The following is a 17,377-nucleotide window of genomic DNA, read 5'->3' as shown; positions in this document are numbered from 1 at the left end:
GCCGCAGACGGTTCGACCACGGAAAGCCCGCGATCAGCTGACCGGCGCCACGATGCCCGAGCGGGCCTCCGGGGCCGCGATCCGCAACGCGTCCGCCGCCTCGTCGCTCGGCTGGGACTGGGACTCGCGTTCCGCCTCGACCCGTGCGCGGTAGACCTCCACCTCGCGCTTCACCGTTTCGGGTGACCAGCCGAGGACCTCGCCCACCAGGTCCGCAACCTGTTCCGCGCAGTCGGCGCCGCGGTGGGCGTACTCGATCGAGATGCGCGTGCGGCGGGCCAGGACGTCCTCGAGGTGCAGCGCGCCCTCGTGCGCGGCCGCGTACACCACCTCGACGCCCAGGTAGTCCGGCGCGTGCTCGATCGGCTTGAGCAGCTCCGGGCGGCCCTCCGCGAGCGCCAGCACCTCGTGCACCAGCGAGCCGTAGCGGTCCAGCAGGTGCCTCACCCGATAGGGGTGCAGGCCGTGCTCCGCGGCCAGGTGGTCGGCCTGGTTGACCAGCGCGTGGTAACCGTCCGCGCCGATCAGCGGGACCTTGTCCGTGATCGACGGCTGCGAGCGGCCCGGCAGGTCGACCGCCGCCGCGTCGACGGCGTCCGCCGCCATCACCCGGTAGGTCGTGTACTTGCCGCCCGCGATCGCGACCAGGCCCGGCGCCACCCGCGCCACCGCGTGCTCGCGCGAAAGCTTCGACGTCTCTTCGCTCTCCCCCGCCAGCAGCGGGCGAAGGCCGGCGTACACACCTTCGATGTCGTCGTGCGTCAACGGCGTCGCCAGGACGCTGTTGACGTGCTCCAGCAGGTAGTCGATGTCGTGCTTGGTCGCCGCCGGGTGCGCGAGGTCGAGGTTCCAGTCCGTGTCCGTGGTGCCCACGATCCAGTGATTGCGCCACGGAATGACGAACAGCACCGACTTCTCGGTGCGCAGGATCATCCCCGACTCCGACACGATCCGGTCGCGCGGGACGACGATGTGCACGCCCTTGCTCGCCCGCACCCGGAACCGCCCGCGGCCGCCCGAAAGGCGCTGCAGCTCGTCGGTCCAGACGCCGGTGCAGTTGATCACGACGGCCGCCGAGATCTCCGTCTCCCGCCCGTCTTCGACGTCGCGCACGCGCACGCCGGACACCCGGTCGGCTTCGCGCAGGAACCCGACCACCTGGGTCGACGTCCGCACGATCGCGCCGTAGTGCGCCGCGGTCCGCGCCACCGTCATGGTGTGGCGGGCGTCGTCGGACTGCGCGTCGTAGTAGCGGATCCCGCCGATCAGCGCGGACCGCTTGAGCGCCGGCACCATCCGCAGCGCGCCCGCGCGGGTCAGGTGCTTCTGCCCCGGGACGCTCTTGGAGCCGCCCATCGTGTCGTACATCAGCAGGCCGGCGGCGGTGTACGGCCGCTCCCAGACGCGGTGCGTCAGCGGGTAGAGGAAACTGACCGGCTTCACCAGATGGGGTGCAATCGTCGTCAGCATCAGCTCACGCTCGCGAAGCGCTTCCCGGACCAGCCCGAATTCGAGCTGTTCCAGGTAACGCAGGCCGCCGTGGAAGAGCTTGCTCGACCGGCTCGACGTGCCCGACGCGAGATCCCGCGCCTCGACGAGCGCGACCCGCAGCCCGCGGGTGGCGGCGTCCAGCGCCGTGCCCGCGCCGACCACGCCGCCGCCGATCACGACGACGTCGAAGGTCTCCTTGCCCAGCCGCTGCCAGGTCTCCTCCCGCTTGCGCGGGCCCAGTCGAGCCGGGTTCGTCTCCGCTGCGTGCTGCGCGCTTGCCACGTGACAGTCCTCCTCGAGCCGGCGAGGCTTCCAGCATTGCACGACCTGGTGATCCTCCGCCCGTTCGCGGAGGACACATGTGGCGTAACCCTCCGCGATCTTGAAAAGATTGCGCTAGCCGGTCCTTGGACCAGGCTTATACGCCCGGGTAACGTCGCCCGGACGTGGGTCGGCAACGGTGCCGTGGCACGCCGTGATCGACCTTGCGCAGAGTGTCCAGTGTGGCCAGTGTGGAGGTACAGCGGTGAGTGCTGGAGCAATAATCGTCTGGGAACTACTGGGAACAGCGGCGCTGATCCTGCTCGGCAACGGTGTGGTCGCGAACCACGTGCTGCGCAAGACCAACGGCAACAACGGCGGAATCCTGTTCATCAACTTCGGCTGGGCGTTCGCCGTCTTCACCGGTGCCAGCATCGCCGCGCCGAGTGGCGCGCACCTGAACCCCGCGGTGACCCTCGGGCTCGCCATCGCGGACAAGACCAAGTGGGCCGACGTGCCCTTCTACTTCATCGGGCAGATGGCCGGCGCCATCATCGGCGCCCTGCTGTGCTGGGCGACCTACAAGCTCCAGTTCGACGACCACCCCGAGCCGGAGAACACGCTCGGCATCTTCTCCACGGCACCGCAGATCCCGAACCGGGTCTGGAACCTCGTCACCGAGATCATCGGCACCTTCGTCCTGGTGGCCTGGATCCTGCTCAGCCCGACCTTCGCCACCACCGGGGACGGCGGCACGCCGAACTTCGGCAACTCGGCGCTCGGCTACGCGGGCGTCTCGTTCGTCGTCCTCGTGATCGGTACCTCGCTCGGCGGGCCGACGGGCTACGCCATCAACCCGGCTCGTGACCTCGGCCCGCGCATCGCGTACGCGTTCCTGATGCCGATCCGGAACAAGGCGAACGCCAACTGGGGCTACTCGTGGATCCCGGTCGTCGGCCCGCTCATCGGTGGCGCTCTCGCCGCGCTCGTCTACCTCCTCGTGCACAACCTGACCTGATCGCCTCCCCCACGGAATTCCTGGAGCACAGATGACTTCGTACGTAGCCGCGATCGACCAGGGCACCACCTCGACGCGGTGCATGATCTTCAACCACGAAGGCCGCGTGGTCTCGGTCGACCAGCGCGAGCACGAGCAGATCTTCCCCAAGGCCGGCTGGGTCGAGCACAACGCCGAGGAGATCTGGGAGAACACCCGCCAGGTCGCCGCGGGCGCGCTCGCCAAAGCCGACCTCCACGCCCGCGACATCGTCGCCGTCGGCATCACCAACCAACGCGAGACCGCGCTGGTCTGGGACAAGTCCACCGGCAAGCCGGTGTACAACGCGATCGTCTGGCAGGACACCCGCACCGACCGGATCGTCACCGAACTCGGCAACCTCGGCGGCGGCCAGGAGCGCTACCGCGAGAAGGTCGGTCTCCCCCTCGCGACGTACTTCTCCGGGCCGAAGATCAAGTGGATCCTCGACAACGTCGAAGGCGCGCGCGAGAAGGCCGAGGCCGGCGACCTGGTGTTCGGCAACATGGACACCTGGGTGCTGTGGAACATGACCGGCGGACCGGACGGCGGCGTGCACGTCACCGACCCGACCAACGCCTCCCGCACCATGCTGATGGACCTCGACACGCTCCAGTGGGACCCCGAGATCGCCGCCGAGATGACGATCCCGCTGTCCATGCTGCCGGAGATCCGCTCCTCGTCCGAGGAGTACGGCAAGGTCCGCGAGAAGGGCGCGCTGGCCGGCGTGCCGATCGCGGGCATCCTGGGCGACCAGCAGGCCGCGACGTTCGGCCAGGCCTGCCTCTCGCCCGGCGAAGCCAAGAACACCTACGGCACCGGCAACTTCATGCTGCTCAACACCGGTACCGAAAAGGTGATGTCGCAGAACGGGCTGCTCACCACGGTCTGCTACAAGATCGGCTCGAACGACACGATCTACGCACTGGAAGGCTCCATCGCCGTCACCGGTTCGCTGGTGCAGTGGCTGCGCGACAACCTCGGCATGATCGGGACCGCGGCCGAGATCGAAGAGCACGCGCGCAGCGTCGAGGACAACGGCGGCGCGTACTTCGTCCCGGCGTTCTCGGGTCTGTTCGCTCCTTACTGGCGATCCGACGCTCGCGGTGCGATCGTCGGGCTCACCCGGTTCGTCAACAAGGGACACCTGGCCCGCGCGGTGCTGGAGGCGACCGCCTTCCAGTCGCGCGAGGTGATCGACGCGATGAACGCCGACTCCGGTGTCCCGCTGAAGTCGCTCAAGGTGGACGGCGGCATGGTCGTCAACGAACTGCTCATGCAGTTCCAGGCCGACATCCTCGGCGTGCCGGTGATCCGCCCGGTGGTCAACGAGACCACCGCGCTGGGCGCCGCCTACGCCGCCGGGCTGGCGGTCGGGTTCTGGAAGTCCGAAGACGACATCCGCACCAACTGGGCCCAGGACAAGCAGTGGGACCCGTCGATGGACGACGCCCGCCGCGAATCCGAGTACCGCAACTGGAAGAAGGCCGTCACCAAGACCTTCGACTGGGTCGACGCCGAAGACTGACCGTCAGGGCCGGGGGCACGCGCCAAAGGTGCCCTCGGCCCGCCCGCTCAGTCGTCCCAGCCCTCCGGTTTGCCGGATTGCTCGTTGGGCGCGATGACCAGGAACGGCACGCCCTGGTCGTCGACCAGCCGCACCTGCCGGCCGTGCGGTGAGTCGAACGGCTCGCCCACGGCCCGGCCGCCGAGCTCGACCGCCTTGGCCGCGCTCGCGTCGGCGTCCGCGACCCAGAAGTACACCGACCAGTTCGACGGCACCTCCGACGGCACGTCGGTGGGCATCCCGCCGATGCCGCCGATCGGACGGCCGCCGAGCAGCAGCACCGAGTACGTGAAGCCGCCGCCCGAGATGTCGTCGACGCCGTAGCCGAAGACCTTCTCGTAGAACGCCTTGGCCGCCGGGTAGTCCCGGCTCATGCACTCGTTCCAGGCCGACGTGCCCGGTGCCGCCGTCACCTGCGTGCCCGTGTGGTTGCCGGGCTCCCAGAGGCCGAACGCCGCGCCGCCCGGGTCGGTCGCGACGGCCATCCGGCCTTCCTTCATCACGTCCATCACCGGCACCACGATCCGGCCGCCTGCCTCGGTGATCGCCGCGGCCGCCTTGTCCACATCGGACACCGACAGGTAGGTCGTCCACACCGCGGGCATCTCCTGGCCCGCCGGCGTCTGGCCGATCCCGGCGACCGGACGCCCCTGCAGCATCGCCATGCCGTAGAAACCGGTCTCTTCACCGCCCGCCTGCACGTCCCAGCCCAGCAGGCCGCCGTAGAAGGCGACCGCCTTCGCCTGGTCGGGCACCATCAGGTCCACCCAGCTGGGTGTCCCGTCGGGCCATGGCTCGTCGTGGAACAACATGTCGGCTCCCTACCCTCGTTCGCGCCGCCTCGGGTGACGGCCGACACAGTGTGGCACCGGGGTCCGACAAAAACGGAAAATCAGCTCTGGACCAGGCGTGCGTAGACGACGATGTTGTCCACGTAGTTGTGCGCGCTCCGGTCGAAGACGCCGCCGCAGGTGATCAACCGCAGCTCGGGGCCGGCCGTGTCGTCGTACACGCCTTCGGCTTCGAAGTCCTTTTTGGGTACCTGGTGCACTTTCGTCACCTCGAAGAGCGCCGTCGAGCCGTCCTTGCGGGCGACCGAAACCCGGTCGCCGCTGGCCAGTTCCTTGAGGCGGAAGAAAATCCCCTTCTGGTGGTTGCCGTCGACGTGCCCGAGGACGACGGCCGGGCCGACCTCGCCGGGCGTCGGCGCGTAGGTGTACCAACCCGCCTGCAACGGCGTCGTCACCGGCGGGACCTGGATGGTGTCGTCCGGGTTGAGGCCGAGCGGGACCAGCGACGAGTGCGCGCCGATCTTCGGGATGTCGATCGAGACGGGCTCGGACTTGGGCAGCGCCGCGACGGCGTCCTGCGCGGCGCTCGTGGGCTGCGGCTGCACCGCGACCGGCTGGGCCGACGGCGGTGGCTGGGCCGTGGACGGCTCGGACGCGCCGCCCAGCGTCAGCGCCAGCACCGCCAGCGCGGCCAGCAGCGCGACGACGAGCGCGATCAGGTAGCCCCGTCTGTTCTTGATCCTCGTGGTCATGGTCTCCCCCGTGACTGGCGCCTGCGGTTCACACGTCCGGGTGGCCCGTTCGGTTGGGTCCCGACGGTACCTCCGCGGGCGGGCCGCCCCGGAACCCCCGTTCCGGAGCGGCCCTGGAGCGTCAGCGGCGTCGTGCCCGTCGGGCCACCACGAGACCGCTGCCTCCGACCGCGAGCACTCCCATGGCGGCCGCGGCCGCGAGGGGTGCGCCGGAACCGTCCGCCGGGCCGTCCGTGCCGCCGGTCTGCGGGGCGCCCGCGGGCACCTTGGCGACCTGCTTCGGAGCCGGGCCCTTGGCCGGGAGCACCTGGAAGTACGCCGTCGAGGCCTCGATGCCGCAGTGCAGCGTGACGGCGTACCTGCCCGGCTTGACGTTCGCGACGGTGCCGGTCCCGAGACCGGGGTTGTCGGCGACGACCGCGGCCGAGCGGATGCCGACCTTCTCGCCCGGCCAGGCCGAGCAGCCGAAGTCGAAGTTCACCCGCGCCCCGGGCAGCCCCTTGCCCGGCGACAGGGACAGCTGCTTCTTGACCCGGGTCATCGGGCCATCCGGGTACTCCGGCTCGGTCGGCTGCGCCGAGGGCGACGGCGAAGCCGAGGTGGCCGGCGCGGACGGCGTGGCTGTCGGCGCAGCCGCGAGCGCGGCGGTCGGCGCGAGAACCAGGAAAGCCGCGGCGACGCCCGCAACGACAACGGTGTTCTTCATTCTTTTCTCCCCTGTGGATTACGCTCGGAAACAATGGGAACGGATGCCGTTCGCAGTTCCCCCTGCATCGGCCTCATCCGTTCACCTACGCACCAAAAGACGTCTCCAGCTGCGATCAGTTGCGCCCGAAGGTCACGAAAACGTCGCGAAAACGACGGCGGGGAACTCATGAAAAACCACCCCGAAGCGTGGCTCCGAGGTGGTCTTTTCGAGTTCGGAAATCAGCCGGCCATGCTGCCGTCGCCCGCTTTCGCCGCACCGGACGGCACCTTCGCGACCTGAGCGGCGGGCACCGAGAACTGGGTGCTGTAGGACTTGTCGCCGCACGTCACGGTGAGCGGGTACGTCCCGGCCGCGGTACCCGGCTTCAGGGTGGCGTCGGCGCTGATGTTCGCGTCGGCGCCCATGAACGGGCCCGGGGTGTAGTTGGCGAACGTCAGCGCGGGCGAGGAGAACGCCGGCGCCGCGCCTTCGCACTTCGCCAGCGCGACGTTCGGCGCGTCCCGGACGTACTTGTCCACGAGCGACTGGTTGATCGCGGTGTTGACGTTGAGCTGGACGCTGCCGGCGCTCGGCGCCGGCGCGGGGGTCGGACCGGTGCTCTGCGCTGTCGCCGGCGCCGCCAGCGTCGTCGCCCCGATCACTGCTGCCGCAACAAAAACCAACGTCTTGCGCACCTTCGCACCCTTCGCGTCCTTCAGACTTACAACCGACAAGACGCGACGGGCGCGAAGGGGTTGCGTCGTGGATCAGTCGAGATCGTCGTGGCGCATCAACTGGCGCCCGGCCTCGGTGATCGAGCCCGACAGCGACGGGTACACCGAAAATGTCAGTGCCAGGTGGTCCACTGTGAGCTGGTTCTGGACGGCGAGCGCGATGGGAAGGATGAGCTCGCTCGCCTGCGGCGCCACGACGACACCACCGACGACCACGCCGGTGGCGGGGCGGCAGAACAGCTTCACGAAGCCTCGGCGGAGGCCCTCCATCTTCGCACGCGCGTTGGTGGCCAGGGGCAGCATGATGGTGCGCGCGGGCACCTCGCCGGAGTCGATCGCGTGCTGGCTGATGCCGACGGTCGCGATCTCCGGGTGGGTGAAGACGTTGGCGGCGACGGTCTTGAGCTTGATCGGCGCGACGCCCTCGCCCAGCGCGTGCCACATCGCGATGCGGCCCTGCATGCTCGCCACCGAGGCGAGCATGAGCACGCCGGTGCAGTCGCCGGCGGCGTAGATCCCGGGAACGGAGGTGCGCGAAACGCGGTCGACGGTGATGAACCCGCCGGGGCCGGGCGAGATGCCGACCTTGTCGAGGCCGAGGTCGGCGGTGTTCGGGACCGATCCGACGGTCATCAGCGCGTGGCTGGCTTCGATCACGCGGCCGTCGGCGAGGTGGATCTCGACGCCCTTCTCGGTGCGCTCGACGCGGTCGGCGCGCGCCTGCTTCGCGACGGTCGTCCCGCGCTGCGAGAAGACCTCCTCGAGCACGGCGGCGGCGTCGGCGTCCTCGTGCGGCAGCACGCGGTCGCGGCTGGAGACGACGGTGACCTTGACGCCCATCTCGGTGTAGGCGGACGCGAACTCGGCGCCGGTGACGCCGGAGCCGATCACGGCGAGGTGCTCCGGCAGCTCCTGGAGCTCGTAGAGCTGGCGCCAGTCGAGGATGCGCTCGCCGTCCGGCACCGCGCCGGGCAGCACGCGCGGGGTGGCGCCGGTGGCGATCAGGACGACGTCGGCCGGGAGCTTCTCGGTCTCGCCGTCCTGCTTGGTGACGGAGACCTTGTGCGTGGCGAGGCCGGGCTCTTCGTCGCAGAAGCGGGCTTCGCCGATGATCACGCGGACGCCCTCGCGCTGGACGCGCGCGCGGATGTCGGCGGACTGCGCCAGCGCGAGGCCCTTGACGCGGCCGTGGACGGTCGGCAGGTCGATGCTCGTGTCGGCCATGTCGGTGTTGATGCCGAGCTCGCCGAGGTCGTGCATCTTCGCCAGCGCGCCCGAGCTCGCGATGAACGTCTTCGAGGGAACGCAGTCGTAGAGGACACAGGCGCCGCCCAGGCCGTCGCGCTCGACGATCGTGACGTCGGCGCCGTGCTGGGCTGCGACCAGCGCGGCTTCGTAGCCGGCCGGGCCCCCGCCCATGATCACGATCCTGGTCACCTGGGTCCTCCTCGAAGTGCGTGACAACGGTGGTCTCACCGTACGCGGCGAAGGTGGCCGGACACTGAAGTGGGCGAACACGCCGAGTGCGTCCACTCGGGTGAGCTGTGGGTCGCTACGCTGTCGGCGTGCCGTTGTATGCCGCTTACGGATCCAACATGGAGCCCGCCCAGATGCTGGAGCGCGCGCCGCACTCACCGATGGCCGGCTCCGGCTGGCTGGAGGGGTGGCGCCTGACCTTCGGCGGCGAGGACCTCGGCTGGGAAGGGGCCCTGGCCACGATCGTCGAAGACGCGGGTTCCCGCGTCTTCGTCGTCCTCTACGACGTCACGTCCCTGGACGAGACGGGCCTGGACCGCTGGGAGGGCGGCGAGCTGGGGATGCACAGCAAAATCCGCCTGAGAGTCCAGACGATGGACGGCTCGGTCCTGGCCTGGCTCTACGTCCTGGACGCCTACGAGGGGGGCCTGCCCTCGGCCCGCTACCTGGGCGTCCTGGCGGACGCCGCGGAAGCGGCCGGAGCCCCCGCCGACTACGTCGACGACCTCCGAACCCGCCCCTGCTCCGGCATCACCGGCTAACGGCTCCAACCACGCGAGTCACGTCCCCAGTCACGCGGGTCACGGTCTCGATCACGCGAGTCGCGGGCTGGATCACGCGGGTTACGCGGCTCGTCGGGTGAACTGCGCCCGCAGTTCGGCGAGCACCCGGCTCGGATCGCGCAGATCGGCCGCCGTGGCCCGGATCGTGACCCACCCTCGACCGGCCAGCCTTCCGTCTCGCTCGGCGTCGCGTTCCTGCCGCTCCTCGTGCGCGGCGAACCCGTCGTACTCGAGAGCGATCCGCACTTCGGGCCAGGCGATGTCGAGGACGTAGAACTTGCGCCCGTCGATGGTCGCGACCTCGTACTGGGCCTCCGGGGCCGGGAACCCGGCCTCGACCACGATCAGTCGCAGGACGCTCTCCGGCGGCGATTCGGCCTTCCCCGTGGCGAGTGCCAGCAGCATCTGCGCCCTGTGGATACCTCGCCTGCTCCGACGGTCCAGAACACGGTCACGGACGTTCTCGCGCAGCCGTCGGCAGTGGTCCGGGGCGAGCCCGTGCGTCGCCTCGTCCAGGGCGGCGAACGCCGTTCGCTTGTCCCCGTCGCAGAGGAAATCCGCCAGGGCGAGATCGACTGAAAACATCGCCAGCCCGTCGAGTTCGATCACGTCGGACGGCAAGAATTCGGCCCGGTGGATGATCAGGCCGACCCTGGACTCCACCCGTCGGGAGTAAGGCACCGTGAGGTGTACGGCAGGGTCGTGCGCGGCCGAAATCCCATGCAGGGCAAGGGATGTGGCTCCCGACAGAGCGGCAGGTGGACCTACGGCGATCAGCGCGGCCTGCGCCCGCGTCGCCAACTTGAGCGCATCGGCCGCGTGAATGACCACGCCTCGCCAGGGTTGCGCGAGCACGCCGGTCGCAAGCCCTTCGAGTACCGCTCTTCGCCCCAGAACCTCGTCAGCCTCGCGACGCGAGACTGCGCCGTGGCGTCCTCCCCAAGTGATCACAGAATCGAGAATGAGGCCCTTCGATGATCAAGGGAAGGGCCCCATTCTCGACCTGTGGACAACTCGCACAGCCTGTGGATAACTCTGGGTGCAGCGTTAGCCTGATCTCGCGTGTCTGAAGACGTGACCCACGTGACTGAAGCCGGAACTCGCGTGATTGGAGACGGAACTCGTCAGGCGAGGGTGGCTAGGGCTGTGTGGACCAGGGTTCGGACTCCGCAGGCCAGGGCCCGCTCGTCGAGGATGAAGGTCGGGCGGTGGATGTCCGATTGCGGGGCCGGGTCGCCTGGCCAGACGCCCAGGCGGGCGAAGGCTCCCTGGACGTGCTCCAGGTACCAGCCGAAGTCTTCGCCGCCGGAGGACTGCTCGGTGCCGGCCACCGCTTCTTCGCCCAGGGCCGCCTCGACGCCCGCGCGCATCAGGGCCGTGGAGTCCGCGTCGGAGACGACCGGGGGGACGCCTCGGCGGTAGTCCAGCTGGAAGCCGACGCCCGTGGGGGCCAGCAGGGACTCCACCGACGACGCCACCAGGGGCTCCAGCGCCGTCCAGACCTCGTGGTCCGCCGTGCGCAGGGTGCCGCGCAGGACGCCGTCCTGGGGGACGGCGTTGGCCGCCTGGCCCGCGTGGACCGCGCCCCAGACCAGCACCGTGCCGGACCGCGGGTCGACGCGGCGGGACAGCACCGACGGCAGTGACGTGATCACCGTGCCGAGCGCGTGCACCAGGTCGGCCGTCAGGTGGGGGCGGGACGTGTGCCCGCCCGGCGACGTGAGGCGCAGCTCGATCAGGTCCGCGGCCGACGTCAGGGCGCCGACGCGCATGCCGACCTTGCCGACTTCCAGCCGCGGGTCGACGTGCAGGCCGTAGATCCGGTCGACGCCGTCCAGCGCGCCCGCCGCGATCATGTCCAGCGCGCCGCCGGGCATGACCTCCTCGGCCGCCTGGAAGATCAGCCGCACCTTGCCGGGCAGCTCCGGCGCGCCGGCCAGGGCACGGGCCGCGCCGAGCAGGATCGACGTGTGGGCGTCGTGGCCGCACATGTGCGCCGCACCCTCCACAGTCGACGCGTAGGGCAGCCCCGTCGCCTCCGTGAGCGGCAGCGCGTCCATGTCCGCGCGCAGCGCGACGCACCGCTCGCCGCGGCCGATGTCGCAGACGACACCGGTGCCGCCGGGCAGCACCCACGGCTTGAGGCCGACGGCACGCAGCAGCGTGACGACCAGCTCGGTGGTCGCGAACTCGTGCCGCGACAGCTCCGGGTGCGCGTGGATGTGCCTGCGCCACGCGAGCACGTCGGTCGCGTTGGCGCGAAGCCAGTCGTCAAGCCAGAACGGGCCGCGGCCCGCACCAAGGTCCTCCACGGGAGCCATGGTTACGCCGGCTTCGGAAATGAGCGCCTCCGGCCCCTCGATAGGGGTGATGATGCGCCCGTGGGGGTCGCCTGGAACGTCCGGTCGTGAGTCGAGCACCGTCACGCCGCACCTCCTCCCGCAACACGGGTAACCCGCGCAGCGGCTGGGGTCACGCAACGTGCCGATCGTTCTTTCGTACGCATTTGCAGACGATCGTGCACCATGCAGGAGGCAAGCCGCGCCTCGAAACGAGGCGTCCTAGACGGCCGGTAGCTGATCTGCGTTGAACGGTGTGCAGTAGTTCGGCCAAGGCGAACGCCGACGGCTGCTCGCCCGTCCGGACGCAGGGTTACGACCCTTTGGCCTTCTTCGACCGGATCCGCCGGCCCCAGACGACGATGCCGAGCAGGACCACCGCGACCAGGCCGGCGATCAGCTTGGTCTTGGTCTTCTCGGCGTTCGCCTTGTCGGTCTGGGCCGGGTCGAGCACCGGTCCGGGCGCCTGGGTCTGCGTGAGCACGGGCGCCGCGCCGGCGTGCGCCACGGTCACCGTGACAGCCACCGGCCGCGCCGGTGCGGCCTGGGCGGGCGACGCGGTGAACAGCACCGCCCCCAGCAGGCCGGCAACGACCAGAGCACGCAGTATCGCCATGTCATCCCTTCGCCACGACCGGCGGTCAACCGGCATTCTGCCCGCACGGGACCCGCGGGTCAGCCACCACGTGGTGGACCGAACGCGTCGAGGATCCGCTGTGCACCGAGGGTAGCGGTCAGTTCACCGTCACGCACCGCCCGTTCGACGTCGGGAACGACCGTTCGCACGTCCGGATGCGCCGCCAGCCGACTCAGCAGATTTTCGCGCACCATCGACCACGTCCAGTCGACCTGTTGCTGCCGGCGCCGGGCGGCCAGCTCGCCGGACGCCGAGAGCGCGGCGCGGTGCTCCTCGATCGCGCCCCACACCTCGTCGAGCCGCAGGTTGTGCAGGCCACTGCAGGTCAGCACGGGTGGCGTCCACGCCGCGTCGGGCCCGTAGATCATCCGCAACGCGCCGGCCAGCTCCCGCGCGGCGCGGCGCGCGTCCTTCTCGTGGTCGCCGTCGGCCTTGTTGACGGCGATGACGTCGGCGAGCTCCAGGACGCCCTTCTTGATGCCCTGCAGCTGGTCGCCGGTGCGCGCGAGCGTCAAGAACATGAAGCAGTCGACCATGTTCGCGACGGCCACTTCGGACTGTCCCACTCCGACGGTCTCGACCAGGACGGTGTCGTAGCCGGCTGCCTCCATCAGCACGATCGTCTCGCGGGTGGCGCGGGCGACGCCGCCCAGCGTCCCCGACGTCGGCGACGGGCGGATGAACGCCCGCTCGTCGACGGCCAGGCGCGCCATCCGGGTCTTGTCGCCGAGGATCGACCCGCCGGTGCGCGTCGACGACGGGTCCACCGCCAGCACGGCCACGCGGTGCCCGGCGGCCGTCAGGTCCGTGCCCAGCTGGTCGATGAATGTCGACTTGCCGACACCGGGGACGCCGGTGATGCCGACGCGCCGGGCGCCACCCGCCGAAGGCAGCAGCTCGACGAGCAGCTCCTGCGCCTGCGCGCGGTGGTCCTCGCGCTGGGACTCGACCAGCGTGATCGCCTTCGACAGCGTGCCGCGGTCACCCGCCAGCACGCCCTTGGCGTAGGCGGGGACGTCGATCTTGCGCGGCAACGCTCAGGACTCCTGCGCCGCGAGCTGGCCGAGCAGGTCGATGGCCGCGTCCGCGAGCACCGTGCCCGGCCCGAAGATCGCCGCCGCCCCGGCTTCGCGCAGCGCCGGGTAGTCCTGCGGCGGGATGACGCCGCCGACCACGACCATGATGTCCGCGCGGCCCAGCTCGGCGAGCTCGTGGCGCAGCGCGGGCACCAGCGAGAGGTGCCCGGCGGCCAGCGAGGACACGCCGACGACGTGGACGTCCGCCTCGATCGCCTGGCGGGCGACCTCGGCCGGGGTGGAGAACAGCGGGCCGACGTCGACGTCGAAGCCGATGTCGGCGAAGCCGGTGGCGATCACCTTCTGGCCGCGGTCGTGGCCGTCCTGGCCCATCTTCGCGACGAGGATCCGCGGCCGGCGGCCCTCCTCCTCGGCGAACTCCTCGACCAGCGAGCGGGCCTTTTCGACGTTCTGCGACTTCCCCACCTCCTCGCGGTACACCCCCGAGATCGTGCGGATCTGGCCGGAGTGCCGGCCCCAGAGCTTCTCCAGCGCGTCCGAGATCTCGCCGACGGTCGCCTTCGCCCGGGCCGCGTTGATGCCCAGTTCCAGCAGGTTGCCGCCGTTCCCGGCGCCTTCGGTGAGGCGCCGCAGCGCGTCGTCGGTGGCCGATTGATCACGCTCTTCACGCAGCCGCCGCAGCTTTTCGAGCTGCTGCGTCCGGACGCCCGCGTTGTCGACCTTGAGGACTTCGATGTCTTCATCGCTGGTGACCTGGTACTTGTTGACGCCGATCACCGGCTGCCGGCCCGAGTCGATCCTGGCCTGGGTGCGGGCCGCGGCCTCCTCGATGCGCAGCTTCGGGATGCCCGCGTCGATCGCCTTGGCCATACCGCCGGCCTGCTCGACCTCGCTGATGTGGCCCCATGCCTTGCGCGCGAGGTCGTAGGTCAGCTTCTCGACGAAGGCGCTGCCGCCCCACGGGTCGATCACCCGCGTGGTGCCGGACTCCTGCTGCAGCAGCAGCTGCGTGTTGCGGGCGATGCGCGCGGAGAAGTCGGTCGGCAGCGCGAGCGCCTCGTCCAACGCGTTGGTGTGCAACGACTGCGTGTGCCCCTGGGTCGCGGCCATCGCCTCGACGCAGGTGCGCACGACGTTGTTGTAGACGTCCTGCGCGGTCAGCGACCAGCCCGACGTCTGCGAGTGCGTCCGCAGCGAAAGCGACTTCTGCGACTTCGGGTCGAAGCCCTTCACCAGCTTCGCCCAGATCAGCCGGGCCGCGCGCAGTTTCGCGACCTCCATGAAGAAGTTCATCCCGATCGCCCAGAAGAACGACAGGCGCGGCGCGAACTTGTCGACGTCCAGCCCGGCTTCGGTGCCCGCCCGGATGTACTCGACGCCGTCGGCCAGGGTGTAGGCCAGCTCGAGGTCGGCGGTCGCGCCGGCTTCCTGCATGTGGTAGCCGGAGATGGAGATCGAGTTGTACTTCGGCATGTGCTGCGAGGTGTAGGAGAAGATGTCGGAGATGACCCGCATCGACGGCTGCGGCGGGTAGATGTAGGTGTTGCGGACCATGAACTCCTTGAGGATGTCGTTCTGGATGGTCCCCGCGAGCTGCTCCGGCTTCACCCCCTGCTCCTCGGCCGCGACGACGTAGAGCGCGAGCACCGGCAGCACCGCGCCGTTCATCGTCATCGACACGGACATCTTGTCCAGCGGGATGCCGTCGAACAGCTGGCGCATGTCGTAGATGGAGTCGATCGCGACGCCCGCCATGCCGACGTCGCCGGAGACGCGCGGGTGGTCGGAGTCGTACCCGCGGTGGGTGGCCAGGTCGAAGGCGACCGACAGGCCCTTCTGCCCGGCCGCGAGGTTGCGGCGGTAGAAGGCGTTGGACTCCTCGGCCGTGGAGAACCCGGCGTACTGGCGGATGGTCCAGGGCTGGTTGACGTACATCGTCGGGTACGGCCCGCGCAGGTAGGGCGCGATACCGGGGTACGTGCCCAGGAAGTCCACATCGGACAGGTCGGCCGCGGTGTAGACCGGCTTGACGCCGATGCCCTCGGGCGTCTCCCAGGCCAGCGCGTCCGGGCCCTTGCCGGTGGCGTCCTGCACGGCCTTGGCCCAGGCCTCGCGGTCGCCCGGCTCGGGCGAACCGAGGTCGACGTCGGCGAAGTTCGGGATCGTCATCACGCAACTCCCAGCTTGGCGTGCAGACCGGTCAGGACTTCCAGGGCGTCGCAGCCGGCGAAGACGTTGCCGTCCACACCGTCGTAAGAGCCTTTGCCCGCCAGTAGTACGTGTTCGGCGCCCAAGGATGCCGCGACTTCGGCGGCTTGGGCGGCGTAGGCGTCGTCGGTGCCGCAGATACAGGCGATCTTGGCGCCGGACGCGCGGAACGCGCCGGGCAGGTCGTCGGTCGCGCCCGGGTTGACCACCTCGAGCCCGCCCGCCTGGAACAGGTTGGCGGCGAACCCGGCGCGCGTGGTGTGCGCGGCGACCGGGCCGAGCGTGGCCAGGAAGACCTTCGGCCGCTCGCCGTGCTCGGCGAGGTAGGCGTCGGACGCGTCGCGCAGGGCCTCGAAGCCCTCGGCGTAGCGGTGCCGCGGCAACCCACCGTCCACAGGGGACTCCAGCGGCTCCCGCTTCACGGGCTTCTCGGCCAGGTTCGGGAACTCGCTGACGCCGGTGAGCGGGTCGCGCCGGGTGGCGAGCCGCTTCGCGCGCTTGTCCCACGTCTCGGCGAGGCGGCCGGCGAGCGCGCCGGACGCCAGCTCCGCGACCAGGCCGCCCGCGGCTTCGATCGCGGTGAACTCGGCCCACGCGACGCGGGCCAGGTCGTCGGTCAGCTTCTCGACGTACCAGGAGCCGCCCGCCGGGTCGACCACGCCGGCCAGCTTGGACTCCTCCAGCAGCACCGCGTGCGTGTTGCGGGCGATCCGCGCGGAGAACGCGTCGGGCCGGCCGATCGCGGCGTCGAACGGCAGGACGGTGACCGCGGCCGCGCCGCCGACACCCGCGCCGAAGCAGGCGACGGTCGTGCGCAGCATGTTCACCCACGGGTCGCGCTGGGTCAGCATCGCCGGCGACGTCACAGCGTGCTGGCGCATCGGCGACGAGAAGCCGCACACCTCGGCGACGCGCGCCCAGAGGCGGCGGGCCGCGCGCAGCTTGGCGATGGTCGAGAACTGGTCCGCGGTCGCGGCGATCCGGAACTCCAGCTGCCCGGCCGCACTTTCGACGTCGAGGCCCGCGTCCGTCAACGAACGCAGGTAGGTGACGCCGGCGGCGACCAGCGCGCCCAGCTCCTGCACGTCCGACCCGCCCGCTTCGTGGAACGGCAGGCCGTCGGCGACGATCGTGCGCACCTTCGGGTACTTCCCGGCGACACGCGCGGCCAGCGCGGCGGCCGGTTCCAGCGCGACGTCGGCGCCCGTCCGGGCCGCGAGCCCGATCGGGTCGGCCCCCAGCACCGCGGTGGCCTCGCTCGCCGGGATCTCGCGCTCGTCGAAGATCTCGAACAACGCGGCCGCGGCGGCTTCGTACTCGGCGCCCGCGTCGAGGACCACCGGCGCCAGGTCGACGTAGACGTCGTTCAGCGCGTCGGCCATGGCCGCGGGCGGCACGGTCAGCCAGATCGACGTGACGCCGCCTTCGAGGTCCGCGAGGATCGCCTTGTTGACGGCCTTGGGATCGGTGCCGGTGAACCGGGCCCGGACGTCCCAGCCCGTACTGACCTGCCCTTCCGGGCTCGCCCCGCGCACGAACGGCGACAGGCCGGGGAAGCCGGCGTCGCCCGGCACGTCGTCCGCGGTGTAGAGCGGCTGGATCTCGATGCCGTCGTAGGTCCGCGTGACGAGCTTGCTCTCCGGGGCGCCTGTGAAGTCCTCCGGCAGCCTGCCGCTCTTGCGCAGCACGCCGGCCACGAGCTCCTGCCACTGCTCGCGCGTCGCCTGCGGAAACTCGGCCGCCAGGTCGAATTCGGAGATCGGCGCTGACTCCGGACCGGCCAGTTCAGTCATACCC

15 protein-coding genes are annotated in these 17,377 nt (G+C 70.4%); 3 read left to right on the top strand and 12 right to left on the bottom strand.

Translation table 11 applies throughout. The annotated features are described in order from the left end of the window. Positions 1-33: 33 nt before the first annotated feature. Positions 34-1,773: a glycerol-3-phosphate dehydrogenase/oxidase gene (locus OG439_RS43435; protein WP_326946195.1), complete on the bottom strand. Its 1,740-nt coding sequence runs from the start codon at positions 1,771-1,773 to the stop codon at positions 34-36. Between the two features lie 244 nt (positions 1,774-2,017). Here OG439_RS43435 and OG439_RS43430 point away from each other — a divergent pair, with 244 nt between their 5' ends. Further along, the gene (locus OG439_RS43430; protein ID WP_247060835.1) at positions 2,018-2,770 is read left to right on the top strand and encodes an MIP/aquaporin family protein; all 753 of its coding nucleotides are present in this window, start codon (positions 2,018-2,020) and stop codon (positions 2,768-2,770) included. Positions 2,771-2,801: 31 nt separating this feature from the next. After that, positions 2,802-4,316 carry a glycerol kinase GlpK gene (gene glpK, locus OG439_RS43425; RefSeq protein WP_326946194.1) on the top strand — a complete coding sequence of 505 codons (1,515 nt, stop codon included), beginning with the start codon at positions 2,802-2,804 and terminating at the stop codon, positions 4,314-4,316. A 47-nt stretch (positions 4,317-4,363) separates the two neighbouring features. Here the strand turns inward: glpK and OG439_RS43420 are convergent, their stop codons facing one another. The 5 genes from OG439_RS43420 to OG439_RS43400 all read right to left on the bottom strand — a co-directional run bounded on the left by OG439_RS43420 (position 4,364) and on the right by OG439_RS43400 (position 8,757). After that, a complete protein-coding gene (locus tag OG439_RS43420) occupies positions 4,364-5,167 on the bottom strand; it encodes a VOC family protein (protein ID WP_326946193.1) in 804 nt (267 codons plus the stop codon). A gap of 80 nt (positions 5,168-5,247) precedes the next feature. Further along, positions 5,248-5,898, bottom strand: a complete 651-nt coding sequence (locus tag OG439_RS43415; protein WP_326946192.1) for a class F sortase — start codon at positions 5,896-5,898, stop codon at positions 5,248-5,250. A 121-nt stretch (positions 5,899-6,019) separates the two neighbouring features. After that, positions 6,020-6,604 (bottom strand): hypothetical protein, encoded by a 585-nt coding sequence (locus OG439_RS43410; protein ID WP_326946191.1) that lies wholly within the window; start codon positions 6,602-6,604, stop codon positions 6,020-6,022. A 221-nt stretch (positions 6,605-6,825) separates the two neighbouring features. Further along, positions 6,826-7,281, bottom strand: coding sequence for a hypothetical protein (locus tag OG439_RS43405; RefSeq protein ID WP_326946190.1), 456 nt, complete (start codon positions 7,279-7,281; stop codon positions 6,826-6,828). Positions 7,282-7,353: 72 nt separating this feature from the next. Next, positions 7,354-8,757 carry an NAD(P)H-quinone dehydrogenase gene (locus tag OG439_RS43400; RefSeq protein WP_326946189.1) on the bottom strand — a complete coding sequence of 468 codons (1,404 nt, stop codon included), beginning with the start codon at positions 8,755-8,757 and terminating at the stop codon, positions 7,354-7,356. Positions 8,758-8,885: 128 nt separating this feature from the next. On the opposite strand from OG439_RS43400, the gene OG439_RS43395 reads away from it, so the two are divergent. Continuing rightward, on the top strand, positions 8,886-9,338 hold the full coding sequence (locus tag OG439_RS43395) for a gamma-glutamylcyclotransferase (RefSeq protein WP_247060826.1): 453 nt from the start codon (positions 8,886-8,888) through the stop codon (positions 9,336-9,338). 81 nt (positions 9,339-9,419) lie between these two features. Here OG439_RS43395 and OG439_RS43390 read toward each other — a convergent pair whose 3' ends face one another. The 6 genes from OG439_RS43390 to OG439_RS43365 all read right to left on the bottom strand — a co-directional run bounded on the left by OG439_RS43390 (position 9,420) and on the right by OG439_RS43365 (position 17,373). Then, positions 9,420-10,253 carry an endonuclease domain-containing protein gene (locus OG439_RS43390; protein WP_326951760.1) on the bottom strand — a complete coding sequence of 278 codons (834 nt, stop codon included), beginning with the start codon at positions 10,251-10,253 and terminating at the stop codon, positions 9,420-9,422. Positions 10,254-10,483: 230 nt separating this feature from the next. Further along, positions 10,484-11,785: an amidohydrolase gene (locus OG439_RS43385; protein ID WP_326946188.1), complete on the bottom strand. Its 1,302-nt coding sequence runs from the start codon at positions 11,783-11,785 to the stop codon at positions 10,484-10,486. A gap of 226 nt (positions 11,786-12,011) precedes the next feature. After that, complete coding sequence (locus tag OG439_RS43380) at positions 12,012-12,314, bottom strand: hypothetical protein (protein WP_326946187.1); 303 nt, start codon at positions 12,312-12,314, stop codon at positions 12,012-12,014. Positions 12,315-12,373: 59 nt separating this feature from the next. After that, the gene (meaB, locus tag OG439_RS43375; protein WP_247060823.1) at positions 12,374-13,369 is read right to left on the bottom strand and encodes a methylmalonyl Co-A mutase-associated GTPase MeaB; all 996 of its coding nucleotides are present in this window, start codon (positions 13,367-13,369) and stop codon (positions 12,374-12,376) included. Positions 13,370-13,372: 3 nt separating this feature from the next. Continuing rightward, positions 13,373-15,541 carry a methylmalonyl-CoA mutase gene (gene scpA / locus OG439_RS43370; protein WP_326946186.1) on the bottom strand — a complete coding sequence of 723 codons (2,169 nt, stop codon included), beginning with the start codon at positions 15,539-15,541 and terminating at the stop codon, positions 13,373-13,375. Beyond that, the gene (locus tag OG439_RS43365) at positions 15,541-17,373 is read right to left on the bottom strand and encodes a methylmalonyl-CoA mutase family protein (protein ID WP_326946185.1); all 1,833 of its coding nucleotides are present in this window, start codon (positions 17,371-17,373) and stop codon (positions 15,541-15,543) included. The genes scpA and OG439_RS43365 overlap by 1 nt, the downstream gene beginning before the upstream one ends. Positions 17,374-17,377: the final 4 nt, after the last annotated feature.

The organism is Amycolatopsis sp. NBC_01307, from assembly GCF_035975215.1.
Taxonomy (GTDB): domain Bacteria; phylum Actinomycetota; class Actinomycetes; order Mycobacteriales; family Pseudonocardiaceae; genus Amycolatopsis.
Note: the sequence above shows the minus strand (reverse complement) of the source record. Positions and strands in the feature narration are given on the sequence as shown.